34 protein-coding genes are annotated in these 22935 nt (G+C 54.3%); 6 read left to right on the forward strand and 28 right to left on the reverse strand.

Features of this window, described 5'->3' with window-relative positions:
• Nucleotides 1-14: 14 nt before the first annotated feature.
• The 14 genes from JL719_RS12545 to JL719_RS12610 all read right to left on the reverse strand — a co-directional run bounded on the left by JL719_RS12545 (nucleotide 15) and on the right by JL719_RS12610 (nucleotide 9141).
• Nucleotides 15-647 carry an FMN-binding negative transcriptional regulator gene (locus tag JL719_RS12545; RefSeq protein ID WP_033158692.1) on the reverse strand — a complete coding sequence of 211 codons (633 nt, stop codon included), beginning with the start codon at nucleotides 645-647 and terminating at the stop codon, nucleotides 15-17.
• A gap of 40 nt (nucleotides 648-687) precedes the next feature.
• A complete protein-coding gene (locus JL719_RS12550) occupies nucleotides 688-1077 on the reverse strand; it encodes a tautomerase family protein (RefSeq protein ID WP_033158693.1) in 390 nt (129 codons plus the stop codon).
• Nucleotides 1078-1119: 42 nt separating this feature from the next.
• Nucleotides 1120-1410: a DUF1330 domain-containing protein gene (locus tag JL719_RS12555; protein ID WP_033158694.1), complete on the reverse strand. Its 291-nt coding sequence runs from the start codon at nucleotides 1408-1410 to the stop codon at nucleotides 1120-1122.
• The gene (locus JL719_RS12560; RefSeq protein ID WP_033158695.1) at nucleotides 1407-2096 is read right to left on the reverse strand and encodes a CTP synthase C-terminal region-related (seleno)protein; all 690 of its coding nucleotides are present in this window, start codon (nucleotides 2094-2096) and stop codon (nucleotides 1407-1409) included. Before JL719_RS12560 ends, JL719_RS12555 begins: the two co-directional genes overlap by 4 nt.
• A 19-nt stretch (nucleotides 2097-2115) precedes the next feature.
• On the reverse strand, nucleotides 2116-2940 hold the full coding sequence (locus JL719_RS12565) for an alpha/beta fold hydrolase (protein WP_033158696.1): 825 nt from the start codon (nucleotides 2938-2940) through the stop codon (nucleotides 2116-2118).
• A complete protein-coding gene (locus tag JL719_RS12570) occupies nucleotides 2928-4418 on the reverse strand; it encodes an amidase (RefSeq protein ID WP_033158697.1) in 1491 nt (496 codons plus the stop codon). Before JL719_RS12570 ends, JL719_RS12565 begins: the two co-directional genes overlap by 13 nt.
• Nucleotides 4415-4915 (reverse strand): signal peptidase II, encoded by a 501-nt coding sequence (lspA, locus tag JL719_RS12575; protein WP_051670377.1) that lies wholly within the window; start codon nucleotides 4913-4915, stop codon nucleotides 4415-4417. Before lspA ends, JL719_RS12570 begins: the two co-directional genes overlap by 4 nt.
• A 17-nt stretch (nucleotides 4916-4932) precedes the next feature.
• Complete coding sequence (locus JL719_RS12580) at nucleotides 4933-5334, reverse strand: GFA family protein (RefSeq protein WP_033158698.1); 402 nt, start codon at nucleotides 5332-5334, stop codon at nucleotides 4933-4935.
• A gap of 14 nt (nucleotides 5335-5348) precedes the next feature.
• Entirely contained in the window at nucleotides 5349-6074 is a 726-nt protein-coding gene (locus tag JL719_RS12585) for a class I SAM-dependent methyltransferase (protein WP_033158699.1), read from the reverse strand.
• A 52-nt stretch (nucleotides 6075-6126) separates the two neighbouring features.
• A complete protein-coding gene (locus JL719_RS12590) occupies nucleotides 6127-6786 on the reverse strand; it encodes an HAD-IA family hydrolase (protein ID WP_033158700.1) in 660 nt (219 codons plus the stop codon).
• A 99-nt stretch (nucleotides 6787-6885) separates the two neighbouring features.
• Nucleotides 6886-7452, reverse strand: a complete 567-nt coding sequence (locus JL719_RS12595; protein ID WP_051670379.1) for a hypothetical protein — start codon at nucleotides 7450-7452, stop codon at nucleotides 6886-6888.
• A gap of 41 nt (nucleotides 7453-7493) precedes the next feature.
• On the reverse strand, nucleotides 7494-7976 hold the full coding sequence (locus JL719_RS12600; protein ID WP_033158701.1) for a GNAT family N-acetyltransferase: 483 nt from the start codon (nucleotides 7974-7976) through the stop codon (nucleotides 7494-7496).
• A 43-nt stretch (nucleotides 7977-8019) separates the two neighbouring features.
• The gene (locus JL719_RS12605; RefSeq protein ID WP_033158702.1) at nucleotides 8020-8703 is read right to left on the reverse strand and encodes a class I SAM-dependent methyltransferase; all 684 of its coding nucleotides are present in this window, start codon (nucleotides 8701-8703) and stop codon (nucleotides 8020-8022) included.
• 36 nt (nucleotides 8704-8739) lie between these two features.
• Nucleotides 8740-9141, reverse strand: a complete 402-nt coding sequence (locus JL719_RS12610) for a DUF4260 domain-containing protein (protein WP_033158703.1) — start codon at nucleotides 9139-9141, stop codon at nucleotides 8740-8742.
• A 191-nt stretch (nucleotides 9142-9332) separates the two neighbouring features.
• On the opposite strand from JL719_RS12610, the gene JL719_RS12615 reads away from it, so the two are divergent.
• Nucleotides 9333-9524 carry a hypothetical protein gene (locus tag JL719_RS12615; protein ID WP_129871395.1) on the forward strand — a complete coding sequence of 64 codons (192 nt, stop codon included), beginning with the start codon at nucleotides 9333-9335 and terminating at the stop codon, nucleotides 9522-9524.
• Nucleotides 9525-9541: 17 nt separating this feature from the next.
• On the opposite strand, the gene JL719_RS12620 is transcribed toward JL719_RS12615, so the two are convergent.
• The 7 genes from JL719_RS12620 to JL719_RS24080 all read right to left on the reverse strand — a co-directional run bounded on the left by JL719_RS12620 (nucleotide 9542) and on the right by JL719_RS24080 (nucleotide 13104).
• Nucleotides 9542-10102, reverse strand: a complete 561-nt coding sequence (locus JL719_RS12620; RefSeq protein WP_033158704.1) for a histidine phosphatase family protein — start codon at nucleotides 10100-10102, stop codon at nucleotides 9542-9544.
• Between the two features lie 58 nt (nucleotides 10103-10160).
• Nucleotides 10161-10502, reverse strand: a complete 342-nt coding sequence (locus JL719_RS12625) for a cupin domain-containing protein (RefSeq protein ID WP_033158732.1) — start codon at nucleotides 10500-10502, stop codon at nucleotides 10161-10163.
• An 11-nt stretch (nucleotides 10503-10513) separates the two neighbouring features.
• Nucleotides 10514-10939, reverse strand: a complete 426-nt coding sequence (locus tag JL719_RS12630; RefSeq protein WP_033158705.1) for a PaaI family thioesterase — start codon at nucleotides 10937-10939, stop codon at nucleotides 10514-10516.
• A gap of 125 nt (nucleotides 10940-11064) precedes the next feature.
• On the reverse strand, nucleotides 11065-11406 hold the full coding sequence (locus JL719_RS12635; RefSeq protein WP_051670381.1) for a hypothetical protein: 342 nt from the start codon (nucleotides 11404-11406) through the stop codon (nucleotides 11065-11067).
• A gap of 29 nt (nucleotides 11407-11435) precedes the next feature.
• The gene (locus JL719_RS12640; protein ID WP_033158706.1) at nucleotides 11436-11978 is read right to left on the reverse strand and encodes a class IV adenylate cyclase; all 543 of its coding nucleotides are present in this window, start codon (nucleotides 11976-11978) and stop codon (nucleotides 11436-11438) included.
• Nucleotides 11979-11989: 11 nt separating this feature from the next.
• Nucleotides 11990-12505: a transglutaminase-like domain-containing protein gene (locus JL719_RS24075; RefSeq protein WP_225892848.1), complete on the reverse strand. Its 516-nt coding sequence runs from the start codon at nucleotides 12503-12505 to the stop codon at nucleotides 11990-11992.
• Nucleotides 12506-12522: 17 nt separating this feature from the next.
• Nucleotides 12523-13104, reverse strand: a complete 582-nt coding sequence (locus tag JL719_RS24080; RefSeq protein WP_051670383.1) for an NADPH-dependent FMN reductase — start codon at nucleotides 13102-13104, stop codon at nucleotides 12523-12525.
• 268 nt (nucleotides 13105-13372) lie between these two features.
• Here JL719_RS24080 and JL719_RS12650 point away from each other — a divergent pair, with 268 nt between their 5' ends.
• A complete protein-coding gene (locus tag JL719_RS12650; protein ID WP_033158707.1) occupies nucleotides 13373-14083 on the forward strand; it encodes an autoinducer binding domain-containing protein in 711 nt (236 codons plus the stop codon).
• A 28-nt stretch (nucleotides 14084-14111) separates the two neighbouring features.
• Here JL719_RS12650 and JL719_RS12655 read toward each other — a convergent pair whose 3' ends face one another.
• Nucleotides 14112-14510: an MAPEG family protein gene (locus JL719_RS12655; protein ID WP_225892849.1), complete on the reverse strand. Its 399-nt coding sequence runs from the start codon at nucleotides 14508-14510 to the stop codon at nucleotides 14112-14114.
• Nucleotides 14511-14768: 258 nt separating this feature from the next.
• Here JL719_RS12655 and JL719_RS12660 point away from each other — a divergent pair, with 258 nt between their 5' ends.
• Nucleotides 14769-15185 (forward strand): winged helix-turn-helix transcriptional regulator, encoded by a 417-nt coding sequence (locus tag JL719_RS12660; protein WP_033158709.1) that lies wholly within the window; start codon nucleotides 14769-14771, stop codon nucleotides 15183-15185.
• Between the two features lie 288 nt (nucleotides 15186-15473).
• Nucleotides 15474-16301: a spondin domain-containing protein gene (locus tag JL719_RS12665; protein ID WP_051670385.1), complete on the forward strand. Its 828-nt coding sequence runs from the start codon at nucleotides 15474-15476 to the stop codon at nucleotides 16299-16301.
• A 60-nt stretch (nucleotides 16302-16361) separates the two neighbouring features.
• Here JL719_RS12665 and JL719_RS12670 read toward each other — a convergent pair whose 3' ends face one another.
• The 5 genes from JL719_RS12670 to JL719_RS12690 form a co-directional block, all read right to left on the reverse strand.
• Nucleotides 16362-17009, reverse strand: coding sequence for a methylamine utilization protein (locus tag JL719_RS12670; protein ID WP_051670387.1), 648 nt, complete (start codon nucleotides 17007-17009; stop codon nucleotides 16362-16364).
• Nucleotides 16979-18214, reverse strand: a complete 1236-nt coding sequence (locus tag JL719_RS12675; protein WP_129871396.1) for a hypothetical protein — start codon at nucleotides 18212-18214, stop codon at nucleotides 16979-16981. Before JL719_RS12675 ends, JL719_RS12670 begins: the two co-directional genes overlap by 31 nt.
• An 83-nt stretch (nucleotides 18215-18297) precedes the next feature.
• Nucleotides 18298-20055 carry an ATP-binding protein gene (locus JL719_RS12680; RefSeq protein ID WP_051670389.1) on the reverse strand — a complete coding sequence of 586 codons (1758 nt, stop codon included), beginning with the start codon at nucleotides 20053-20055 and terminating at the stop codon, nucleotides 18298-18300.
• Complete coding sequence (locus JL719_RS12685; protein ID WP_033158711.1) at nucleotides 20052-20774, reverse strand: response regulator transcription factor; 723 nt, start codon at nucleotides 20772-20774, stop codon at nucleotides 20052-20054. The genes JL719_RS12680 and JL719_RS12685 overlap by 4 nt, the downstream gene beginning before the upstream one ends.
• A gap of 406 nt (nucleotides 20775-21180) precedes the next feature.
• Nucleotides 21181-21321, reverse strand: a complete 141-nt coding sequence (locus tag JL719_RS12690) for a DUF1697 domain-containing protein (protein WP_165385959.1) — start codon at nucleotides 21319-21321, stop codon at nucleotides 21181-21183.
• Between the two features lie 264 nt (nucleotides 21322-21585).
• On the opposite strand from JL719_RS12690, the gene JL719_RS12695 reads away from it, so the two are divergent.
• Both JL719_RS12695 and JL719_RS12700 read left to right on the forward strand, forming a co-directional pair.
• The gene (locus JL719_RS12695; RefSeq protein ID WP_033158712.1) at nucleotides 21586-21984 is read left to right on the forward strand and encodes a YybH family protein; all 399 of its coding nucleotides are present in this window, start codon (nucleotides 21586-21588) and stop codon (nucleotides 21982-21984) included.
• Between the two features lies 1 nt (nucleotide 21985).
• A complete protein-coding gene (locus JL719_RS12700; RefSeq protein ID WP_033158713.1) occupies nucleotides 21986-22471 on the forward strand; it encodes a P-loop nucleotide/nucleoside kinase family protein in 486 nt (161 codons plus the stop codon).
• Nucleotides 22472-22481: 10 nt separating this feature from the next.
• Here JL719_RS12700 and JL719_RS12705 read toward each other — a convergent pair whose 3' ends face one another.
• Entirely contained in the window at nucleotides 22482-22853 is a 372-nt protein-coding gene (locus tag JL719_RS12705; protein WP_033158739.1) for a TfoX/Sxy family protein, read from the reverse strand.
• Between the last annotated feature and the right edge of the window lie 82 nt (nucleotides 22854-22935).

Below are 22935 nucleotides of genomic sequence, written 5' to 3' on the forward strand. Positions count from 1 at the left end.
CTCAATGGTCGGACTCAAGGCTTGGCTGCATCGGCGACCAAACTCGCCATGGCCGACTGGCCGGATTCTCGCAAAGCTTTGATCACGCTATTTTGGTTTTCCGGCGGCTGGTTTTGGCTGACTTTCCACTTGCCTTGCAGCCGCGTCACGCTGATTTCTATGCCGATAATCTGTGTGATCAAGCGTTCGGTAAAATCGGCAGGCGCGTCCGATACAGACCAGGGCTCGGGAAAACCAGCTTCGAACTCCCGCGTCATAGACTCCAATTGCCGGCGAATCCAAACTGAATCATCAATCACCCGTAGCCTGCCGTAAGCATGCACAGCGGCATAATTCCAGGTGGGCACCACCTTGCCGGTTTGGGGTTTGGTCGCATACCAGGATGGCGAGATGTAGGCGTTTTCTGCCTGAAACACCGCAAATACTTCGGTTTGCGGGTCGAAGTCCGTCCACAGCGGATTCGAGCGGGCGATATGACCTCGCAAGCTGCCGTAAGGTGAACCGCCCTCCTCTACCCAATGCAACGGAATGTGGTTTGCGTTCAAACCACTGGCGGATGAGGCGACCAATGTTGCTAGCGGATAATCGCGTATCAATGTCTGCATGACATCGATGCTGGGTTCTTCGAAATGCTTAGGTATATACATGTGTTCTTGCTGGATACTGGCCGCTTAAGTGTTGCTGGCACTAGACATTGATTTGGTAATTCAAGGTCACTTCGTCGCCGTGCATGCCGCGGAATCCCCAATTGCAGGCAGGACTTTCATATATGCAAATTTCGATGTCCTGGTGGGCAATGCCGATCTGTTCCTGAATGCGGTCGAACAGCAAACGGATGAGTTTTTTCTTGGTGGCGGTCTCCCGGCCGGTGATCATGCTGATTTCGATAATCGTGTAGGCGTCGGTCCTGCCGCATGGCGCGAACAGGTCGTCTTTTTCCATAGGAAAGAATCGATGCGCTCTCTTATCTTGCGGAAACTGCAGCGCTTCCACCACACACTCATGAATCACATCGGACAATGGCCGTTTGATGGGGTTGAGATGGTCTTTGATGCCGTATATTTTGATTTGCGCCATTTTGATGATCTAACCATTGATATGTTGGACTTTACGATTGCGTTACAAACATCCATCCACTAAAACGAGTTTGCTGGTAGTCGTTTGATGGCGCAATGAAAAAAGCGGTTGCGCTTCGGGGTCTTGAAGAAAGCCGTTAGCTTGTTCTCGTGATGGAAACTCGATGACAACAACCCTTTCAGGCGTCCAATCACCCTCTATAACGGTAGGCTGTTCGCCCCGGACCACGTACCTTCCGGAATGTTTTTCTATGACTGCCGGTATTTTCAAGATGTATTCTCGGAATCGATCAAAATCATGGATCGTTAGATCCAAAATGAGATAAGCATTCATAGGTTTTCCACGGCCCTTAAAAAAGCCGAAACCAAAGGGTGCGGTCGTTCCGGCGTGGATCGGGCTTGCGGCACGAACAGCGTACCGACGAAAAATGGATGTCCAGGCCACTCGATCACCCGGATATCACCTTCGGCATCGGCACCGCTAATTTGCATGGGACCTTGTTTCAGCGCATCGACATAGTCCGGGTTGATGCCGAAATTACAGTAATACTGCTCGGTAGCCGTCGTTGCACCGTAAATGGCTGCCACGCGAGAGTTGGGTTCGAAGCTCAGTTGCATCTCGCGTCCGGCCAGCGAACAAGCCAACTGCGAGATAAATAAATTCGAGGCATACGGATCGTACTCGGCATGCTGTGCGTCTTTAAATCCCAACACGTTGCGAGCATATTCGATAATCATATGTTGAAAGCCGCCGCAGGTACCGAAGCATGGGATGTTGTTTTCTCTGGCATGGCGAATTGCCGCCAATGTTTTGTCAATGTTCTTATATGGGCTGCCGGGGGCGATCCAGATACCGGAACAGCGCTCGAACAGCGTTTGGTCGATGTCGGCAGTTGAAACCCAGTCGGAGCTAATATCCAAACCGAACGCCGCCTTGACATGTTCGATGGCGGTATTGGTCGACAGATGCGGCGAAAATGTCGGAGTGTATTCGCCAAGCAGTGCGATTGATTTGGTCATGGGTGCGTAAATTCCTCGGCTAATTTAAGGTGTTGATCGACATACAGATCGTCGGCGCACTTCGATGCAGGCAGGAATAATGGGAAAGCCCGTCCAGTACCGTGATGTTCGAACAGTCAGGCAGCGCCGATGCCCAATAATCCGCCATCGCAACCGGCGACCAGTTGTCTTCCGCGCCGTGCCAGATATGAGTATCGGTGCTGACATCGGCCAGCGTCGCTTTCCAGGGCTGCACGTAGGCGATGATGTCGCGAGCATAGCCTAGCGAATCGCACTTGAAACAGGTTTTGAGCATTTTGGTCATGGTGGTCCGAAACGTCTTGTCCTCTGCTAAAACCTTGTCTTCGCCGGCCGCGCTGGAAAACAACATCCGCAACAACAGGCCGGGAAACCTACTCGCTAGCCATCCTTGTACTCGAGCCAGCCACATAAAAGCGGACGGATGATTTTGAGCCAATCGGAAAACGGCCTTTCCCGCCGCCGCGTCGATAAATTCGCCAGCCTCCAACGGTGCGGCGGCGGAAACCAAATGCAGGCTGCGAACCTTGCCGTTCATCACCCGGCAAACTTGCAAGGCAATGAAAGCGCCGATGGAAAAGCCGATAAAATCGACGGGCTTATCGTCAACCTTGTTGGCAATCTCATCGGCGATGTATTGGTAATAGGCGTCGCCTTGCAAGCTAGGAGCTCTGGTCGAGCGGTCGTAACAAATGATGGTCAGCCGATGTTGTTTGCCATGAAGGTCAAAAATTTCGCATTCGTCGGGCGAGCCCGGCGTACCGTGGAAATAGATCACCGGTTGGCCGTCGGCGGCACCGAATTGGCTGAATTCTATTGATGGCATAACGGCGGCATTTTGCGTTTCCAAGGTTCGGTCTGTTCGAACTGGGCGGCCAGTTGGAACAGTAACCGGTCGTTGCCGGTTGCCGCCATGAACTGCGCGCCATGCGGCAAACCATCATCGCTCCAATACAGCGGCACCGACATCGCCGGTTGGCCTGTGATGTTGGCAAGCGGGGTGAACGGCGTTTGCTGCACGGCTTTGGTGATGATCGCATCCAGCAAGCGGTTGCAGAATAGCTTGTCGGCCAAGCCGGTCGCCAGCAATCCGCGCATCAGCCATCGTTCCAAAATATTGGGATCGAGTGCGTCGGATGCCAACGGCGGCGTGGCGACCGTCGGCGTCAGGATCACGTCGTAGCGGTGATGAAAATCCGCCAACCGTCCGGCGATCCGCTGCCAGACAACCAAGGCCTGCTGCAGCTGTCCGTCGCTCACGCCTTTGCCGATGCCGGCCATCAGCCGGGTGTTCAACTCAATGGTCAGTTCGGACTCGGTCAGCTCCAACCACTGTGCCATGTTGGCGACATCCCGCGCGGTATAGTAAAAAATCACGGTCAGAAAGGCGCGCATCAATTCGCGACCGTCGAAATTCCAGGCCGCCTCCTCCACCACATGGCCGAGTGCTTCGCAGTATTTGGCGGCTTTAGCCACGGCAGAAAGACAGTCGCGGTGTATCGAGGTCTCGACAGGCGCTTGCTTGATCAGCGCAATTTTCAGCCGTTTCGGTGGCTGGGTGGAGGCGTGCAAGTAAGATGTGGGAGCCGGGTAGATCGCAGCAGGGTCGGTGTGGCCGGCCACTAAATCCAGATAGGCGGCGCTGTCGCGGACGCTGATCGTGCAAACGTGGCTGACCACCGCCCCGCCCCACGCCTTCGATAAATCCTCGAAGCGGTTCAATCCTCGGGACGGTTTGAAACCGAAGATGCCGCAATAGGACGCCGGCAATCTGATCGAACCGCCGCCATCGCTGGCATAAGCCATCGGCACGATGCGGGCGGCCACGGCTGCGGCACTGCCGCCGCTGGAGCCACCCGAATTGAGGCTTAGATTCCAGGGGTTGCGGGTGCTGCCGAATACGGCATTGTTGGCTAGCGACGATGCGCCCAGCTCCGAGGTATTGGTCTTACCGAAGGTAATTAGTCCGGCGGCATTGAGCCGAGCGGCCATCTCGCTATCGGCGGCGGGACGGTAATCCTTCATGGCCACACTGCCGTTCGACATAGGGATACCCGCGAAACGCAGCATCAAGTCCTTGACCAGAAACGGCACGCCGGTAAACGGTCCACGGTTGCCCAGGTTTTTCACCAGCGATTCCGCTAGATCATCCATCGGCGTGACGACGGCATTCAGCAACGGATTACACGCGGCCAAGCGCGCCCGAGCCGCCTTCAGCAATTCCCCTGCTGTAACTTCGCCGGATTGCACCAGTTGCGCCAGACCCAAGGCATCATATTGTGGATATTCGCTGAACGGATTCATCGCGCGGACAACCGTTTGCTAACACGGGGCATGCCGGTAAACAACATCAGTGCGCCAACGACCACGACCACGTCGGCGACATTGAACACGCCAGTGCGGATCGGCCCAATGCCTATGTTGATAAAATCCACCACATAACCGCTGTATATCAATCGATCAATCAGATTGCCCAAGCCACCCGCCAATAACAACGCATAGGCCAGGATCGAGGACGGCGAGGCCGACTTTGAAAACAGGATGTAACCCAGCAAAGCGATTAACATTCCGGCTACAGCAAACGAGAATAAACTTTCTCGGAGGTTTTCAGGAAGCGACGAACCCAGGCCCAAAAATGCGCCGTGGTTGTGAGCCAACTGCAAGCGCACGGTATCGCCCCAAAACGACCAGACTTCGGTCTCGGATAAAAACGATTGGGCTACCGACTTGGTAACCTGATCGCAACCGACGCAGGACACCAATACAATAAAGACCAGGAGTGCGCGTTTCATCATGCTCATTTCGGTGTTTCCTCAGATTAGACGTGTTCTTTTAATTCAAGACTTGGATCGACAAAGTCCCAAGGCTGATGGCTTGCGTGCCAAAAAACGGTTTGCGGCTTAAACAAACCGGGGTTGTCCAAAGTGGCGGCATGAAAAAACAGCATGCCCGGATAACCCGATGATTTCTTTAAAACCGGATTGCCGCAAGTCGGACAAAAGCCGCTCGTGACGGTATTGCTGCTATCGGCAGTCAGTTCGTAAAATTTCAGCGCTCCCGAAATCATCGTGTCGTTTGCCGATGCCACAAACTCCGCCGAATGGCCTGTACCGGTGATTCTTTGACACTGCCGGCATTGGCATAAAAAAGACAAACGCGGCGCGGATTTCACTGCGTATTGAACCGCTCCGCATATGCAACCGCCTTTAAATTCGCTCATGCCATCTCTCGAAGTTAGGGTTTAATCGCTATGATGTTCGTCATTCGGTTAACGACTTCGTTAAACGTCACCCTTAAGCCACAATCGGCAAGGATTTTCACGACCTCGTCTGGAGAGACACGGACTTTATAGTAGGAACTCACTTTTTGCTGCCAGCCGTTTTCCGTTTTAATCTGCAACAAATCCGTCACCCGAACCCGGTCTGCCTCACAATCCAGGCAGCAGGTCAGTATTTTAGTGTCGTCACTTTTTACCGGAATAAAGCGCTGATCGCCCGTGAGTGGCGTTGAATAGTCTCGAAAAGATAAAACCAGTTTTCCGCTTTCAATTAACGATTCGCAGCAATCGATAATGAATTGCCTAATTTCATCCAAACTTTCGAGATGCGTCAGTGTGTCGCCACAGCAAGCAATCAGTTCAGGTTTGGGATCGGCATATTCTTTGACCTGACGAATATCGTCATTAAAACAGGTAACGGAAAGTCTCTGCGCATTGTCGATCAATTCGGATAGGAGCTGTTGGTTAAAGTCGATTGCTTTTACCGTGTATCCCAGTTTGGCCAAGGATACGCTTTGGACACCATGCCCTGCCCCCAGGTCTAAGGCGATTGAGGTACTATTTGGATAAAGGTCGTTTGCCACCAAGAATTGTTGAAATTCTTTTCGCCTGGCATCGAAGTCTCCAACCATCCATGCATAAATGTCGGCAAGATGCCGATCATAGTGTTCTTTTGCGGTCATACTTCTTTCCTGTGGTCTTTAATACGGGCGAACATTTTGCATGATTGAACGGCTAACGGTTGAACTGGATTGTATTCGCAAATTGCTCGAGCAGTTGCGGCAGCTTAGCCATGTCATCGAATACAACATGGCCTTCGGTCCTATATGAAGTAGTCAGGCTGGTAGGTACATAGTAAAGCGGCGTCATCCCTGCTGCTAAGGCAGCCATTACCCCCACTTCGCTATCTTCTATCACCACGCACTGACCAGGCACAAAGCCCATCGCACGGGCGGCATATTGGAATAGCCCTGGATCGGGTTTCCACGAACCGATCTGATACGAACTGAATAGATTGTCACCAAAATAAACAGCCAGGCCGCTAACTTCCAAGGCCTGACGGATTTTCGCAAGCGGTCCGCTGGAGGCAATGCATTTCGGCGCGTTCAGGGTTGCGAGCATTTCCAAAACGCCTGGCATGGGTTGCAAATCACGGGCGAAAAGTTCTGCAACCCGCTGGCGATAGCGCTGTTCAAACGAATCTTGCAGCGTTAGGCCAAGACGGTTTTCAAGATCAATCATAATCGAGCTTAGTTTTTGGCCGCGATAACGCTCGATCAAGGCTTCCAGTGAATCATGCAATTGTGGAAGTAGGTCAAGAAAAGCCTGATTGCCCAGTCCCTCGCTGTCGACCAGCGTACCGTCCAAATCGAAGATGACACAAATATTGTTCATAGCGAGAAGCCTCTTACGCACGGCAAACAGCCCATGACTGACCACATAGTTGATGTTGGCGGTATGGACGGATTGGATGACCTAAGCCTCGACGCCATTTTATAGAAACCCGCCCAGCGATTCCTCAAGTGGAATATCGGCATGGCGTTTATGCCAGTCATTGAACTGTTGCCGGTAGGATTCAAAGGGCTCATGCAGTTCACTACGCGGATCCTTGCTCAGCGCGTAGGCCATGCCTTCGATTAGCCATTGCTCACCGCTTAGCAGCACTAGGCTACCAAATTGATCGGCCTGCCAATGATGAATGAGTTCATGCGCTACGTAGTGTTGCTGCCAACCTCTCGGCGCGATGACGATAGCGAAACTGCCCAAGGTGAATCCGGCTTTGTTGGATAGGCCGAATGCAGATCGGCATTGCTCCGTGCTGCAAAAGATGATCTTCGGCTCGCCAATGGACAAGCCCCATTGTGTTTCAAGATAATTTTTGGAGCCGTTGAGCAATAACTCAGCGGTTGCAAGCTGAGAGACATCATCCACGCATAGTTTTTGTTGGTTGCAATGGACGCCGAATGCTTCAGGGATCAGTACCCGGACCGGTTTGAAAAAAGCCAACGCGGAAATCGGCACCAACAGGAAAATCACGGCTAGCCATCTAATGTATTTCATCAACCTTTCTCCATGGCAACTAACGCAAAGCGCATGCGTGTTTAGTGATTGCTAGCTAAATTCTGTCTCATTTTCCGACCGCCGACCGGCATAAGACCGTTATGCTGATAAAAACGTAATGTCCGTTCAAACTCCGGGAGCGGCGGCGTGCATAGCTCCAGGCACGACCAACCGCGCCGCTGCCCATAAATTCTCACCTGCTCCATCAACAGCGCGCCGACACCCGAACAGCGAAACTCGGGAATTACATAAAACTCTTGAATCAGGCCGATTTTGCCGCCGGCGTATAAGGCATAGGTTTCGGTGATGGTCGAAACAGCAACCGGGCTATTATCCGACCAGCCAACAATAGCCGCGTAGTGGCCCGCCGATAACAGCTCGGCGCAGCGCCGGACCGTACTTTGCAAATCAATATCAAAATGCTGCGCATGCGTGCGCTCGCAGATTTCCTGCGTCAATTGGACGACCAGTGAACCTATAATATCTGCGTGGTCCGGCGTCGCTTGTATAAACTCCAATGTCATGCGCGTATTCACCTGCGATGGTTGCTTTATTAATCCATGTTCGCTATTGAGACTTGATGACCAGCATTTGATTTCCGCCGCGTTGAAATTCGTAATCAACCTTGACGATCTGTACGTCAAACCCTCGGCTGCCAAATTCTTCACAGACGAGGGAAAGATAAGGCGAAATTGCCCCATCCAGCGCCAGCAGCGGGAATATCCGCACCTCCCGGGCTACACGCAACATTTCCTGTAGCGCCTGAAAATGAAACTCCGCCGACAAGTGTGCGCTGTACAAAAACAAAAAATGCGATGACAAGGCCATATCGAATTGTCTGTCTTCAAAAGGCAGTACGGGTAACTCTCCGGCGACGTATCGGCCTTGTTGTTTGCCCAACTCGAAATCGGCAAGAAAAGAATCCATGGCCGACAGGCGGATTTCTCCGAGCGCCTCTATCGATGGAATGGCATCCCAGATGTAGTCGTTTTGATTGATACGCATCTGAGCCATGATGGTTTCATAGGTCTCGGCAATGCGGCTTTTGATCTGCTCGACATCAAACATGTAGACAGGGTCAAATGAAACGATATGCCCGCCACGTTTGGTCAATTCAACGTTGAATCCGGCAGGCCCGTCACCGCACCCCAAAATATGCCTGCCCAGATCGGCATCGGTCAGGCTAAACATGCTGACATATTCAGCGTATGAACGTCCCCAGGGTACGACCTTGTCGAGTGTAAAAGCCATCTTTTGTTCCTTACCTGTTTCGGGCCTTAAACCCGGTTATTGCGCTTCCGAGTGTTTGGCAGCCCATCGCCCGATGCGGCCAAGATGGGTAAAACCGAATCCCGCCGGATATTTGAGTCCGTAACCCAGCGCCCGGTCAAAACCGATATGGGCACACCAGATTAAACCGGCGCATTGCAGGGCCGACGACGGAACCGTAAAACCGATCACCAGACTGGCAACGGCACCGAGGTATGAATGCGCGGTGTTATAGCTAATAGCGCCAACTTTGGCGCCGGCGAAATAACCGAGCAACGAAATATCGGGGATCAGGAAATAGAGTGCAAAAGTACCCCAGTCCAGATCGAGTTTTGCGTAAGCGATGCAGGCGGCAAGCAGCACGCACAATCCCTCCAGTCGCAATAACACCCGAACGGCACCTGTGGTTTCACCTAGCATTTGGACTCCGGCAGTCTCTAAATAGAAACGGATTATTTTGGGTTAATTACAACTCAGGATCAGGTCTTGCAACAACTGTCAGTATTGACAGGGTTATGGTGTGAAACTTGTAACCTGTGGCATACAGCTCGCTTATGATCCGCCATCGCTGCAGCCGCAGTCTAGGATTTAATCTATATTGACAAGCGCTCTTGGCCTATTGCATCTCACTCGGCTCCCATGAAAGCCAGCATCAGATGCATTTGCGCGGCCAACATCGGAACGCCGGTGTGGATGACTTTCCCTTGGCCGGCGTTCCGGCTTGGCTGACCGGGTGGGCGATGACGCCGAGTATTTTGGTGTTGCCGGTAATCGATGCAAGCATATTGTTGAATGTGGCTTAAATTGTTCCCTTTGCGGATCATGTTGCACGATAGCGATATACCCCATATTCCCAATAGCCGCCGCCCGGCTTCGCGGGACCAACCCAATTTCTGGCTAACAACGCCTGGGCAATGAAATAATTAACGAAACCATGCCCCACCAACAAGACGCTTTGATGCTCATGCGCCAGGTCTATTAATAACGATGCCGCGACTTGCGCCCGCTGTTTCGCCATGGCGAGCGACTCGCCGTTTCGCGAGAATCCCATCGTCGACAGACAGCGTAACAATAAGCCCCAGGCACCAACCGACATCGTCAACCCACCCTGTTTGAAATGAGGGACAGCAATTTCCCGAAACACCGGGTCACTCAGCAAAACATCGGCAAATCCCAATGCCTTGGCCGATTCCAGAGAACGGATAAAGTCGCTACAAACGGCGATATGGCATGCCGAAGCGCGTTGCTTGGCGTGTTCCGGCGGTTCGTCAGCTATGCCGGATAAATCATAACAGCTGACAATTTCGCCGATGTCCCGCGCTTTGACTTTGCCTTTCAGCTCGAACGCCGGCTTACCGTGTCGGATTAAAGTAATTTCCATCACTTAACTTGCAATATGACCGGGAACTAAGGCGCTGGCGTTACATTTGAGCATCATGTTAAACCTCTAAACGGTCACCTAGTGTAGCCGGATGAGAAATCACCAAGAACCGGACGTCCGCGCTGGATTCATTGAGGAATTGGTGTGGTGTCCCGGGATCAACTTCAATGCCTTGTCCTTCGGATAATGGGATGCGTTTGCCGTTTATTTCCAGAATGGCGCAACCTTCCAAAATATAGAAAAACTGGCGAGCGCTGGCGTGAAAATGACGTACTTCACTTGCGCCGGGCGGTACGCGTTCGGAGATCACCGACATGTCGGCTCGTTTTACGAGATGCCAGCCATCACAGCCGTTTCCCCATGTGTAGTGCTCAGCGGATGAGCGGTCGATTGCTTGCATAAATTTTTCCATTAATTGGTTGCACCTTGAACGATAAACCACTCGACGACGGCCGACATGACCACCACTCCCGCCCCATCGACAACCTCAACGGGAATTGCGGCCACTACCCGGCCTCGGGATGTCAGCTCAGTAGACCATCGCTCAGTCTCTTCAGCGGGGACATTGCATCTGGCCGACACCTGCCCTAATGCCGGCTTGCGAAACTTGGCCTCAAGCTTTCTGACCACCGGAACGATGCCTGAGGTACCGGAAAACTGCTGTGAAAGAAACGCACCGGACCCCGCCTCGGCAACCGCCAATAAGGCGCTGCCGTGAACGGTGCCGAGATGATTGGCGTATTGAGGGTTTTCCGGTAAGCAAACTAAAAAGCCGCTATCCGGGTTGGCTAGCTCTAAACCGAGCAACTGATTGAAAGGTAATTGCGAGACATCCATGGCTGATTCTCTCCGATCGATGTTCAAATTAAGTGGGCTGCCGATGTTGGCAAGCTCTGTTCAACTACCATGCTAGATAAAGGGGTAGTGTACAAAAACAGGTTTTGGCCTCAAAGAACAGCATGTTATAAGTCGCTGTGTAGCAGTAACTTAATTTTCGTGCCTATTTGAATGGGATCCGCATCTGGTTCTATGCGCACCGATATATGACCCAAGCTGATAGGGCACACAAACTGGAAAAAATTTCCATAGCGCACAAGCAGGTATTCCAAACCGCCGCAGTCGATGTTGCCTCGTTGCGAGGCCAATTTAAGCAAGGTAGGATTGACCAACAGCTCTTCATATCTATCGCTCTCCGAACTGCTGGCGCCCAACATATTCGATTTTGCTTTCGATTCTAGCTGACCATTTCTATAGATGGCGACGTAGCGAACACTCTCTGACAGCTTGAATATTTTTTCAATCATAATTTCTCAACAAAGAACAAATAGCGTTGTTAGTTTCCGACAGTTTGCCTTGTCGTGCTAGGCAATTTTGCAAGCAAATCAACGTAGGCATCTTCTATTAGCTGATGATGGGAGACACCTAACTTTTCCAGCAATGCGTGCGCAATGGACACACCGGCTTCGTTAGGTTCACCCTCGCCAAGCACCACTTCCAATTCCAGAAAATCACCCAGTCCTTCGACTCTATCCAAATGCACTCGGGTTTTGCCGACCATAAACAATGTGCGGTGTTTTTGCACCCTACCGCGTTCACCATAAGCAAGCGTCAAGCTTTGCCGGAGTGTATCCGGCGATGCGGTGGGCGAAATCACATAAAAAGACTGTTTGGGATCTGCGCTGTCGGGGCGTTGATAGAAAATCAGCTGTCCGCCATGATCGGAGAAGGCGCGAAGTTTCAGCCTGCCATTAGAGCAAGGAAAAAAGGTATCGTCTTGGATGATTTCGATGGGCCCTTCATCGGCAATATTGACCACCAGCGGCCATAGTGATTCGATGCTGTCGATTCGCGCTTTGATTTCAATATTTCTGGCCATATTCGCTTCAGTTAGACAGTATGATTTTGACGGTCAACGTCCGGCAAGTTGTTATAAACCTGCTCGACGGTTTGGTGTTCGGTTAAGGCCCTGATGACGATCGGCAAGGGTTCCTCCCGGATGCCGGGTAAATCTTGTTCCAAAGCATTCACAATCGGGAACGCCAATTTTTCCAGCGGGGGGCAAAAGTCCGCGTTCACGCCGGGCTTATTGCCGCGCGCATCGATCCGGTACCAGCCGTATTGTTGCAGGTAAACCGCGTTCAAACCGTGCAGACAATAAGGAGGCTGGTCGCCGTCTATCGTCAACCGTTGGTAACACAGCCCGGCCGGAATACCGTTGGCGCGCAACAGCGCCGCCAGCAAATGGCTTTTGGCGTAACAGTAGCCGGTGCCGTGGATTAATACCTCGGAGGCTTTGCTGGTCACTGGATTCAGCCGGTAGTCCCAACTGTGTTTGATAACATCGCGAACGAATTCGAAACAGTGTTTGGCGATTTCTTCCTCATTGCCACAACCGTCCGCCAACTTTGCGGCTTGCGCGATTATCGCGGGATGTTGGCTATCGATATAAAGGCTGCGTCCAGGTATGGTTTCATCGCCGGTGATGGATTCACCGCGCGTTCGATTTCCGTTAATACGTCGGTAAGTAAAGAGAGTATTTCCGGCATAGCCAGCAGGTCTGCTTCGCCGATGTTCGCGCTCGGCAACGGTAAAGTGATTGATGCCGCTTCGATCAGCGTTGCCGACATCGTGATCAAGGTTTCCCGGATCGCGGCATCGGCATGATGGGCGCGGGGCATCGCGTTCAATACCGCCACCGGTTTGTAAGCAAAGCCCTCGAATGCCACCAACCAATCCAGCGCATTTTTGATGGTACCGGTAACGCCGTGGGCATATTCCGGGCTGGCGATCAGCAAGGCATCCGCAGTGGCGACTTCAATGCGTAATTGCGCCGCGATGGCCGGAGGCGCGGTTTCCAAATCCGGATTGTATAAGGGCAAGTCGCCAAGCCCGGAAAACAGACTGACATCAATCGAAGCCGGCGCCAAATGCCTTACAGTGCGTAGCACGGCGGAATTGACGGACGCCGCCCGCAAGCTGCCGGATAAAGCCAGTATTTTCATTGCAACGCTAAGTATTGAACATCAAGGATAAAATGGTGACTGTTTAGTTTTCATCGGTTACTACTGAACAATCAAAAAAACGCTGCTGAAATACAGGGTAAATCTGAAACTCCTTGGATTAGACGCTATTTTCAAAGCTCCAACAACTGTCAATATTGACAGCTTATATCGCCATTCTGCTTTGTAGGTAAAAACTCTGGACATATTGAGTTTCGGCGATTTCGCTCTTTAGGTTAAGCTTTCGAACAGTTCTAACGACGGTAAACCCATGAAAGCCTGGCAAGAAATTCAACTTCAAGCGTTGCAGACGAGCGATAGCGAGCATCAGCTTATCCAAACCATTGTTTCATTGGGCGCGGAATTGGGTTTTGATTACTGTGCCTATGGACTTAGGTTGGCGCTGCCGCTGAGCAATCCGAAGATCGTGAAAATAAGTAATTATCCATCGGCTTGGCAAGCGCAATATCAAACAAAAAACTATTGTGCGATCGATCCCACCGTCAAACACGCTCTGTACTCGCCTTTGCCTATCCTTTGGACGGACGGTTTGTTCGCTTCAACGGCGGCGTTTTGGGAGGAAGCGCGTTCCTTCGGATTGCGTTATGGTTGGGCGCAATCCATCCGGGATGTCCATGGCGCCACCGGCATGCTGACGTTGGCGCGATCCGATGAGCCGCTGACCGAAACCGAGCTTGCGGACAAGGCTTTTAAAATGGCTTGGTTGACCCAAAATGCGCATATTGCCCTATCGCGCCGCTTGTTGCCCAAATTGCTGCCGGAAGCGGATGCGAAACTGTCGAACCGAGAGATTGCGGTATTACGCTGGACTGCCGATGGGAAAACCGCCGGCGAAATCGGCGGCATCATGAAAATAACCGAGCGGACTGTTAATTTTCATATCAGCAATGCTGCGGCGAAATTAAATGCCAGCAACAAAACCGCAGCGGCCGTTAAAGCGGCGCTGCTCGGTTTTTTGTAACAACCATCCAACTGGAGTCCATTCAAGCTTATCCCAACCCAACCGCCGTCACAAAGCGAAACCAAAGCACGCCCAGAATGATGCAGCTTGAAGCCCAAGTCGCAAAGCGATACGGCACCCAGTTTACCGCCATATAAATGACGGCATGGACATACCTGAGTACAACAAAAGCCCAGGCAAGCGCGATTTGAACGGTGTCCACTTCTTTCTCGACAAGCATCAATAGGCAAATCACATAAAAAAGCGCGGGTACTTGCATTAGATTATTGAACGTTCGAGCCGGACGCTCGAATCGATCGTCGGCTGGAACATCCGCCTTGTAATCCGCGAAATACCTGATCGACGCATGTCCTCGAATAACGGCAACATTGCGTGCGACGACCATCGTCAGCCATACCAAAGCCGTCAGCGTAAAGAGCGTGGCCATGGGAGACACAAGCAGCTCCGGTGGAACAGCCCGATGTTCACCGGCTAATAGCCAAAATAACCATGCTGCGACTGATCCGACTATGATGCAAGGAGCCGTGTAAATCCGAGGCAACGAGATATTGGTGGCAGTAGAATTTATTGGCGACATATACGATCTCCTGATGAATGTGGTTTGCGGAATAAGCTTCGATTGATATACTTGCAATATGCAACTAATTATCCCATTTCAATTGCAAAACGCAAGTAAATAAGCCAAATGTCCGACTCGAAACTCGAAACTAGATGCCCAATTGATTATGCCCTTGAAGTGTTCGGAGACCGGTGGACGCTGATCGTACTCCGCGATCTGATGCTAAGTGGCAAACGGCACTACCGGGAGTTGATGACTTCGAAAGAAGGAATCGCAACCAATATTTTGGCTTCGCGACTGAAAAAAATGGAAGCGGACGGACTCGTCATCCGTAAACACAAGCCTGAAGACAAACGCCAAGTGTTTTATGAGCTAACGGAAAAAGCGCTCGATCTGGTGCCTGTGCTACTCGAAATTAGCCGTTGGAGTGTCATTTACGACCAGCATACGGCAGCTCCTCCGGAACTCATGCGCCGCTATCGAGAAGAGCCGCAGCAGCTGATAGCCGATTTGCAGGAAGCGGCACGAATTCGGCAATCCTGATCGTTTTGCAACAAAAACGAAAATCCGGAGGGCCATGGATAATCTGAACAGTGTGAAGCACATCGTTCGTGATCGGTGTGGTTCGTGAATTCAACGCTCCCAATGCCTTCCATCTAAGACTGGTAATTCTGTTCCGTCTGGCTGTTTTTGACCGAACTGATACCTTCTGGCATTTGACCCAATGACAGCTCACATCTCACGTGCATTTGACCTCCCCGTGAAGATTTCGTGACTTTTCCGATTGCACAATGGCCGCGCCATTTGGCATTCATATTAAGGAGAATCACGATGCAAAAAAACCATGCTTTTACGCTGTCGGCGCTGTTGTTAGCGGCCAGTGCGGCACCTTTAAGTTCGGCAGAGGCCGCGCAGGTCACGCTGAGTTTCAGCAATTTATCTGCTGCCAACGGGCCGGCCTTGAGTCCGTTTTTCATCGCCTTGCACGACGGTTCGTTCGACGCGTTCGATGTCGGCACCACTGCGTCGTCGGCCATCGAAGCGATTGCCGAATTAGGCAGCGGCGCCGGTTTGTCGTCGGCATTCGCGGCCAGCAGCGCGGCAGCGGCCGGCGGTTCCAGCGCGACGGTGACCGCGTCGGTCAACGCCTTCGGCCCTGGCATTTTCCTGCCCGGCGCCAAAGGCAGCGTCACCCTGGATCTGGACCCGGTGAAAAACCGTTATCTGAGTTATTTCGCGATGGTGGTGCCGTCCAACGACCGTTTCGTCGGTAACGATTCGCCGACCGAAATCGAATTGTTCGACGCCCAAGGCCATTTCACCGGCGGCACCTTCGTCGAGAACGGCAGCAGCATTTGGGACGCCGGCACCGAACTGGACGGCACCACTGGCGCGGCGTTCCTGGTCGGGTCTAACGCGGCGGATAGCCCGGCGCAAAACGGCACGATTCAGGCCAACCACGACTTCGCGGTCTATGCCGGATTAGGAACGCCGGCCGGTTACAACTTTACCGACCTGCCCGGCGCCAATACGCCGCTGCTGCAAATCAGCGCGGTGTCGCAAGTGCCGGCTCCGGCGGCGGCATGGTTGTTCGGCAGCGCGTTGCCGTTGTTCGGTTGGTTCCGGAAGCGCGCGCCGGTGTCGGCTTTGCCGGCTTGAGGCGGTCGCTTCAACGCAGTGGAGTGCAAAACTAGATTTGTACTCCAGCTTCGCACCGCATCAAAACCCGTCGCCGTAACCCTGATTTTGCAAGCTGGCTGGCGGCTTGCCGGTGGGGAAGCGGGCTTTCAATTCCACCGTCACCGCGAGTTCACCGGCCGGTACGCTGACGATTTGCTCGGCCGTTTGTTCGGCTGCGTCCGGATGCCAAAAGCTCAGGCGGTAGCGGCCCTCCGGCAAATCCAGCGTCCAGCGGCCCTCGGCGTCGGAAACCGCAAGGTAATCGGCATCGCTGACGTAGACGTAACCCAGCATCCAATCGTGAATGTTACAACCCAGCGCGACGATGCCGGGCTGGTCGAAGCGCACCGGTTCGCGCGGCACGCCGCTATAGAGCTTGATCTCAAATCGCTTGGCTGCGGAAAACGAATAGACGTGGTGCTTGATCGCGTCGCTGTTCGGAAAATACACCGGTGTGCCGCTGCGCACCGCCAACACGTGCGGGACAAACTCGCGGCTTTTCTGGTCCAAGGCCATGGCCGCCGGCGCCGGCGGCGCTTTGACCCGGCCGGCGGCATCCAAGGCTTGGGCGGCGACCACCAGATCGGCCAACGGCCGGCCGCCGGCTAAGGCTTTACCCGCCAATTCCGCAGCCGGCGCGACGGCGGCCCAGGCCGTTAAAAAAACAGCCGGTAAGCGACTTGCCACAGTGTGTCCTCCTGATAAGCGGCTTCGCCGCGTTCCTGGCGCGCCGGACGGGCGCTGAAAATGCGGCTGAATTCGACATTCAATTGATGGTGCTGGGCAAAGGTCAGATTGTAATTGACGGTCCAGGCTTGGCCGTGTTCGCCGTTGCGGTCTTGCGGCAGGTAATCGCGTTCGTCGCTACCGAAGCGTTCGTAGCGCACGCTGAAACGGCCATCGCCCAGCGGCCGGCTCAGCAACCAGGATGCCGACCAAAAGCCGACGTCGACCGCGCGCAAATCGCCAAGCAATTCGCCCATGCTGGTTCGCCCGGTCATTGCTTGTGAAATCAAAGTGGTTTCCCAGGGCAATTCGGCTTTGGCGCCCAAACTCCAGAAGCGGGTGTGCCAGCCGTACTGGCCGGCGGACAGCGCGGCCGGATCGGCGTTGTTGTCGTAATACAGCGCGCGCAAGGTGTAACGCTGGGGCCGTTCGGCGGCGATGCCGGCGTAAAAGCCGGGGCGGCCGTCCACTTCGACGAAGGTCTGGCTGGCCTTGGCCTGCTTCGGAAACAGCGCCGGTATGGCGATGCCTTCCGGCAGACGCAGGCGGCCGGTCAACGTGGATTCGAAGTCGTGCAAACTCCAGCCGCGCCAGGCCAACATCAGGCCGGCGGTATCATTGTTGGCCAAACCGGCGCCGAACACGCCGAGTTTGTCGCCGGCTTCGGTCTGGTAATCCACACGTAACTCGCCGCCGAAAGTACGCAATTCCTCGCTGACCCAGGCGTTGATCGTCGACGAACTTAGCGTGTACGGGCTGCTCCAGGCGGTGCCGGTGTTTTCCAACGAAATCGGCGGAAAGAACATGCCCAAGCGCCCGGCCAGACGCCAGCCGGCGGCACCGACCGGCCGGTAGGCCAGATAGGCTTCGGTCAAGTCCAGCGGTGTCGATTGACGGTCGGCGTATTTGACGGTGGCGTTCAGCATCGAATCCCAGTCCAACCGCACCTGCAACGTGGCGGCAGCTTCGTTTACCCTCCAGCGGTCGCGTTCGCCGCCGGCGCGCAGTTTGCCAAGACCGTTCTCCAGCTCGCCCGGCGCGGCGTCGCTGTGTTGGTAGCGCAGGTCCAGCAGGCCGTGCCAGGTCACTTCCGGAAATTGGCCGTCGTCGGCTCGGCAGATCTGCATCATCAAACCGAAAAGCGTCAGCAGAAGAAGCGACTGCATTAGGCAGGGTGGCTTCCAGCTTTGCCGCTGCTGCGGGAACGAGCTTGGCGGGACCGGGAATCGAGCGGCCAATAACAGCATGTTTACGATTTGCCTGTCGCGGTGCGTGTGGAATCAGCCAGCGGTAAGTCGAAGCGAAATTCGCTGCCGACACCCAGGGTGCTATCCACTTGCAAGCGGCCGCCATGCAACTGGGCGATCTTGCCAACTACGATTAGCCCGAAGCCGCCGCCGTCGGCGCGGGCACGGCGGGCCAGCGGTGAGTCCCAATCGCACAAAGTCGGCAGATATTCCGGCGCGATGCCGATGCCGGTATCGCGGACGGCCACCGTTATCCGGCCGCGCGCCGGCCAGGCGTCCAGCCGCACTCGGCCGCCGGGTGGGGTGTGGCGTAAGGCGTTGTCGATCAGATTGGTCAGCAGGCGCTCGATCAGGCCAATGTCGGCGCTGACGAGAGGTAAGTCCGGGCGCAGTTCGGCTTGCAAGCTGACACCGCGCTGCTCGGCTTGCAGCCGGTATTTTTGGGCGACGTCCTGCAGCAATTCGGCGAGATTGAAGGGCTCGGGACTCAGGCTGGCGTCGTCGCATTCCAGCTTGGCCAGTTCGAACAGTTCCTGCGCCAGCCGGCTGACTTTTTCGGTCTGGCGCAGCGCGGTGTCCAGAAAATGCTGCTGTTCGGTGGCCGGCAAGGTATCGGCCTTGCGCTGCATGGTTTCGAGAAAAGCGCGTAACGCAGCCAACGGCGTGCGTAAATCGTGCGACATCGAAGCCACCAACTCGCGGCGTTCCTGGTCTTTTTGGCGCAGTTCGCCCAGTTGGCCGGCCAGTTGGGCGGCGCGAACGAAGGTATCGGCCAGTCTGCCCAATTCGTCGTTGCGGCCGGTCAGCGGCGAGGCAGCGAAATCGCCGTTGACCGCTCGTTCGCCGGCACCGGCCAAGGCCCGTAGCGGCCGCGACAGATTGCGGGCGATGACCACGCTGCCAGCCAGCGTCGTCAACAGGCCGAGCAGCAACACCCCGGCCGCCAGTAACAGCATATGGCGGTAGCCGGCGAAGGCATCGGTGAACTTGATTTGCAGCAATGCGGCGACGCCTTGATCGCCGCCGGCCGCCGGCAACGTCAGTATGCGGCCGAGGTAGCGGCCTTGCGCGGTATCGACCGTGGCCGCCAGCGCCCGGTTGGTCGAGCTGTGCAGCAAGGCCAGGGCCGCGTCCGGTGCCGACGCGGCCAGCAGGCGGCCGCCGTCGGCACTGAGTTCGGCCAAACCGATGTGCAGCGGCAATAGCGAGTTTTGCCGAAATCGGGCGATACGCTGCTCGTCGACAGCCTGCGCCACCGCCACCCAGCCCACCGGCAGCGGCGCCGACACCGGCACCAGCGCCCATTCCTGCAAGCGGCCGTCCAACACGCCGAACCAGACCAGTGAGCGGGTGGCGTCGGTGTTTGCCAAGGCTTGCGCATACGGAAACGGCTGGCCTTGCCACTGGCCGGCGCTATCGGCGAGCACCTGAAATTGTGGATCGATAAACAAGCCGCGTTGGGCGTGGATGCGCAGCAGCAGGTTTTCCAAGGCCGAGGCGATGGTGGCCGGGTCGCCGCCGGTGACGGTGCTGCGAAACCCAAAATCGGCGACCAGCAAGCCGGCCTCGCCGGCGACTCGTTCGGCGCGTTCGACCAGCAGTTGCCGGAAGGCTTGCTCGGCGTAGCGCAAGTCCTGGTCGAGTTGGTGCAACAGGTTGTCTCGCACCGCCACGTAAATGCACGCCACCGTCAGCGCCTGCACCGCGACGAACAGCGCCGCGAACAATAGAGCGATGCGGCTTTGGAAGCTCAGCGTCATGCGTCGGCGGTGTCCGCTTCGGCAAACTTGTAACCAACGCCCCACACCGTCAGTATTCGCGCCGGTTTGGCCGGATCGGCTTCGATTTTGGCGCGTAAGCGATTGATGTGGGAGTTGACGGTATGTTCGTAGCCGTCGTGGTTGTAGCCCCAGACCTGGTTCAACAGTTCCAGCCGGGTGAACATACGGCCCGGATGGCGAGCGAAGAAATGCAGCAAGTCGAATTCGCGGGCGGTCAGCGCCAGCGTTTGGCCGTCCAAAACCACCGTGCGGCTTTGCACATCGATCCGCAAACCGTGAGCGACCAGAACGGCATCTGCTTGAATGGCGATGGGTTCACTCAACGCCGCCACCCGCCGCAACAGCGCCCGTACTCTAGCGACCACCTCGGCCAATGCAAACGGTTTGACGATGTAGTCGTCGGCGCCCATTTCCAAACCCACCACCCGTTGCACGTCGCTGGATTTGGAACTGACGATGATGATGGGGGTATAAACCGGCCCAGCCCGCACCCGCCGGCAAATTTCCAAGCCGTCCACACCGGGCAGCATGACGTCCAGCAGCAACAAGTCGTAACGATTGCCGGCAATCGCGGCCAGCGCGGCCTCGCCGTCGGCCGCCCAATCCACACTGTAGCCTTCCTCGCGCAAATTGGCGGCCAGCAGGCCGGCAATGTCGGGATCGTCTTCGACCAGGAGCAGGTGTTTCGTAGGCGGCATGGTTGGCGGTTTTAGACAAAATAAAGCTGATTATCGGCCAAGCGGAGCCGTAAATCTAATCACGAAATTATCACGGCGGCATCAGTTCTCGACAAATTCGCCGAATTTGCCAACCAAACGTTAAGAAATGGGAACGAGCCCGAGCGGCCGCATGCACTGGGCAAGCACATGACGAATGCGCGGGTAAACCAAATGCCGTCTCGCACTTGGCTTATCGATCCGCGGCGTTTGGGAGTGTCATGCTTCTCGCCAGTTCGACGAGCTTGCAAACCGTTCGCCAATTGCGGCCGATCATCGCCACACCAAGGCGCTTTTCGGCCTGGGCCGCCAGTTTCGAGCGGCCGATTCCTTCCGGTGCATGCAGGTAGAAAACTAGATCGATCAGACTAAACCGTTCGCTGTCTTTCTAGATGGCAGCCAGCGCGGCCAGGTCGGGGTTGGCCGGTGCGGACAGCAAAAAATTCAGGTGCAATGTATCGGGCTGGGTTTCCGCGTCGGGAAAGGGATAGGTCCGCACGGCCTGTTCCAGTTCCGCTAGTTCCAGCAATACTAACTGCGGCTCGATCTGTTAGCGTTGTTTTATTGCACGCAGATTCGAATTACTAAAAATGCTCAGCTAGTTTATCGTTTGATCGGCACTATAGCTTCTGTTAGCATCCCATCATGATTAACGTCCTCCCAACCCTGCTGGCTATTATTACCACCATTTCAACAATGGTGGGTTAGCACGTTTACTTTCTACTGCAACCCGCCCTGAGGCGGGTTCAATATTGCCTGTCTCTTGGTGCCTTAACCTACCAAGGAGATCGATATGGCTTACCATCCACTTAAACAAATTATCGAAGCTGCTGACAAAGCAATCACTGAAGAGGACTTCGTTACCTTGATGGCTTTCTACGCAGACAATGCAACGCTCGTCATCAAGCCAGGCTTGATTGCTACAGGCAAGGAACAAATCCATAAGGCGTTCCTCGCGATCACCGAATATTTCAACCATAGTCTTGTGGTCAAACAAGGCGCGATGCATGTCATTCAGAGCGGAAATACGGCTCTAGTGATCATGGAAACCGTTCTGGAAACGGCGGATGCTGCCGGTGTAGCGAATTGCATGTCAAGGCGCGCCACCTATGTCTTTCGGGAAGACCCTGTCGGCAAGTGGCTTTGTGTTATCGATAATTCGTATGGCACTGACTTACTGGGAGCCATATAAAATGCCAAAGCTACTGCCAACATTGCATCTGCTCTGCGGAAAAATCGCCTCTGGCAAATCGACATTGGCAAAGGAACTGGCCAAGACGCCGGACACGGTGATCCTCAGCGAGGACACTTGGCTTGTACATCTATATCCAGACGACATCAAGACTGTGGCGGACTATGTTCGATGTGCTTCGAATTTGCGTGACGCGATCGGTCCACACGTGACCGATTTGCTTCGAATAGGTGTGTCCGTGGTATTGGATTTTCCAGCCAACACCGTCGCAAACCGAAAATGGATGAGATCTCTTATCGACAGAGCCGAATCAAGGCATGTGTTGCATTTTCTTGATGTATCGGACGACAAATGCTTGACACGTTTACGTGCGAGAAACGCGTCTGGCACTCACGCTTTTGTAGTGGCTGATACCGAATTTGACCTAATCACAAGTTTCTTCGTCGCCCCTCAGCAGGAAGAGGGGTTCAACATTATTCGATATTAGGTGTTCTGAATCAGTCTAAATGACGTATCACTGTCGTGTCCGTTTTGCTTTTGCGTTTTTTACGTTGGGCTCTACGCGCGGCGTCGTACGAGCGCCGCGCCCACAGAACGGCCTGCTCCCGGTCTTCCATAAACTCGGCCGGCGCTTGGTAATATGACATTTTCGTCATTTTGCCTTCCCGCTGATATTCGAATGGCGCAAGCCCCTGTTCCTCGAAAAATTTGGCATTCTCGGCATCCGCCTTGAGATACAGAGTATCGTCCGCCACCAGCGCGAACATCAAGCCATCGTGGTAGACACCATAGCCCCCAAACATCTTACGGATCTGAATGGTGCCGAACAGTTCGAACATTTCGGGCAGATAGGCGATAAATTCACTCATCGGCATACCTTATTGCTGGATGATGGCAAGCTTGAGAACACTCATTAAACCCTAACTGGCAACTGTTAATCCTAAAGGTTTT

It is taken from the genome of Methylomonas sp. LW13 (assembly GCF_016865255.1).
Classification (GTDB): Bacteria; Pseudomonadota; Gammaproteobacteria; order Methylococcales; family Methylomonadaceae; genus Methylomonas.

Excerpts from the sequence above, each read along its gene's own strand:
- JL719_RS12545 (WP_033158692.1), bottom strand. The coding sequence starts at position 647 with ATGTATATACCTAAGCATTTCGAAGAACCCAGCATCGATGTCATGCAG.
- JL719_RS12550 (WP_033158693.1), bottom strand. The coding sequence starts at position 1,077 with ATGGCGCAAATCAAAATATACGGCATCAAAGACCATCTCAACCCCATC.
- JL719_RS12555 (WP_033158694.1), bottom strand. The coding sequence starts at position 1,410 with ATGAATGCTTATCTCATTTTGGATCTAACGATCCATGATTTTGATCGA.
- JL719_RS12560 (WP_033158695.1), bottom strand. The coding sequence starts at position 2,096 with ATGACCAAATCAATCGCACTGCTTGGCGAATACACTCCGACATTTTCG.
- JL719_RS12565 (WP_033158696.1), bottom strand. The coding sequence starts at position 2,940 with ATGCCATCAATAGAATTCAGCCAATTCGGTGCCGCCGACGGCCAACCG.
- JL719_RS12570 (WP_033158697.1), bottom strand. The coding sequence starts at position 4,418 with ATGAATCCGTTCAGCGAATATCCACAATATGATGCCTTGGGTCTGGCG.
- lspA (WP_051670377.1), bottom strand. The coding sequence starts at position 4,915 with ATGAGCATGATGAAACGCGCACTCCTGGTCTTTATTGTATTGGTGTCC.
- JL719_RS12580 (WP_033158698.1), bottom strand. The coding sequence starts at position 5,334 with ATGAGCGAATTTAAAGGCGGTTGCATATGCGGAGCGGTTCAATACGCA.
- JL719_RS12585 (WP_033158699.1), bottom strand. The coding sequence starts at position 6,074 with ATGACCGCAAAAGAACACTATGATCGGCATCTTGCCGACATTTATGCA.
- JL719_RS12590 (WP_033158700.1), bottom strand. The coding sequence starts at position 6,786 with ATGAACAATATTTGTGTCATCTTCGATTTGGACGGTACGCTGGTCGAC.
- JL719_RS12595 (WP_051670379.1), bottom strand. The coding sequence starts at position 7,452 with ATGAAATACATTAGATGGCTAGCCGTGATTTTCCTGTTGGTGCCGATT.
- JL719_RS12600 (WP_033158701.1), bottom strand. The coding sequence starts at position 7,976 with ATGACATTGGAGTTTATACAAGCGACGCCGGACCACGCAGATATTATA.
- JL719_RS12605 (WP_033158702.1), bottom strand. The coding sequence starts at position 8,703 with ATGGCTTTTACACTCGACAAGGTCGTACCCTGGGGACGTTCATACGCT.
- JL719_RS12610 (WP_033158703.1), bottom strand. The coding sequence starts at position 9,141 with ATGCTAGGTGAAACCACAGGTGCCGTTCGGGTGTTATTGCGACTGGAG.
- JL719_RS12620 (WP_033158704.1), bottom strand. The coding sequence starts at position 10,102 with ATGGAAATTACTTTAATCCGACACGGTAAGCCGGCGTTCGAGCTGAAA.
- JL719_RS12625 (WP_033158732.1), bottom strand. The coding sequence starts at position 10,502 with ATGCAAGCAATCGACCGCTCATCCGCTGAGCACTACACATGGGGAAAC.
- JL719_RS12630 (WP_033158705.1), bottom strand. The coding sequence starts at position 10,939 with ATGGATGTCTCGCAATTACCTTTCAATCAGTTGCTCGGTTTAGAGCTA.
- JL719_RS12635 (WP_051670381.1), bottom strand. The coding sequence starts at position 11,406 with ATGATTGAAAAAATATTCAAGCTGTCAGAGAGTGTTCGCTACGTCGCC.
- JL719_RS12640 (WP_033158706.1), bottom strand. The coding sequence starts at position 11,978 with ATGGCCAGAAATATTGAAATCAAAGCGCGAATCGACAGCATCGAATCA.
- JL719_RS24080 (WP_051670383.1), bottom strand. The coding sequence starts at position 13,104 with ATGAAAATACTGGCTTTATCCGGCAGCTTGCGGGCGGCGTCCGTCAAT.
- JL719_RS12650 (WP_033158707.1), top strand. The coding sequence starts at position 13,373 with ATGAAAGCCTGGCAAGAAATTCAACTTCAAGCGTTGCAGACGAGCGAT.
- JL719_RS12655 (WP_225892849.1), bottom strand. The coding sequence starts at position 14,510 with ATGGCCACGCTCTTTACGCTGACGGCTTTGGTATGGCTGACGATGGTC.
- JL719_RS12660 (WP_033158709.1), top strand. The coding sequence starts at position 14,769 with ATGTCCGACTCGAAACTCGAAACTAGATGCCCAATTGATTATGCCCTT.
- JL719_RS12665 (WP_051670385.1), top strand. The coding sequence starts at position 15,474 with ATGCAAAAAAACCATGCTTTTACGCTGTCGGCGCTGTTGTTAGCGGCC.
- JL719_RS12675 (WP_129871396.1), bottom strand. The coding sequence starts at position 18,214 with ATGCAGTCGCTTCTTCTGCTGACGCTTTTCGGTTTGATGATGCAGATC.
- JL719_RS12680 (WP_051670389.1), bottom strand. The coding sequence starts at position 20,055 with ATGACGCTGAGCTTCCAAAGCCGCATCGCTCTATTGTTCGCGGCGCTG.
- JL719_RS12685 (WP_033158711.1), bottom strand. The coding sequence starts at position 20,774 with ATGCCGCCTACGAAACACCTGCTCCTGGTCGAAGACGATCCCGACATT.
- JL719_RS12695 (WP_033158712.1), top strand. The coding sequence starts at position 21,586 with ATGGCTTACCATCCACTTAAACAAATTATCGAAGCTGCTGACAAAGCA.
- JL719_RS12700 (WP_033158713.1), top strand. The coding sequence starts at position 21,986 with ATGCCAAAGCTACTGCCAACATTGCATCTGCTCTGCGGAAAAATCGCC.
- JL719_RS12705 (WP_033158739.1), bottom strand. The coding sequence starts at position 22,853 with ATGAGTGAATTTATCGCCTATCTGCCCGAAATGTTCGAACTGTTCGGC.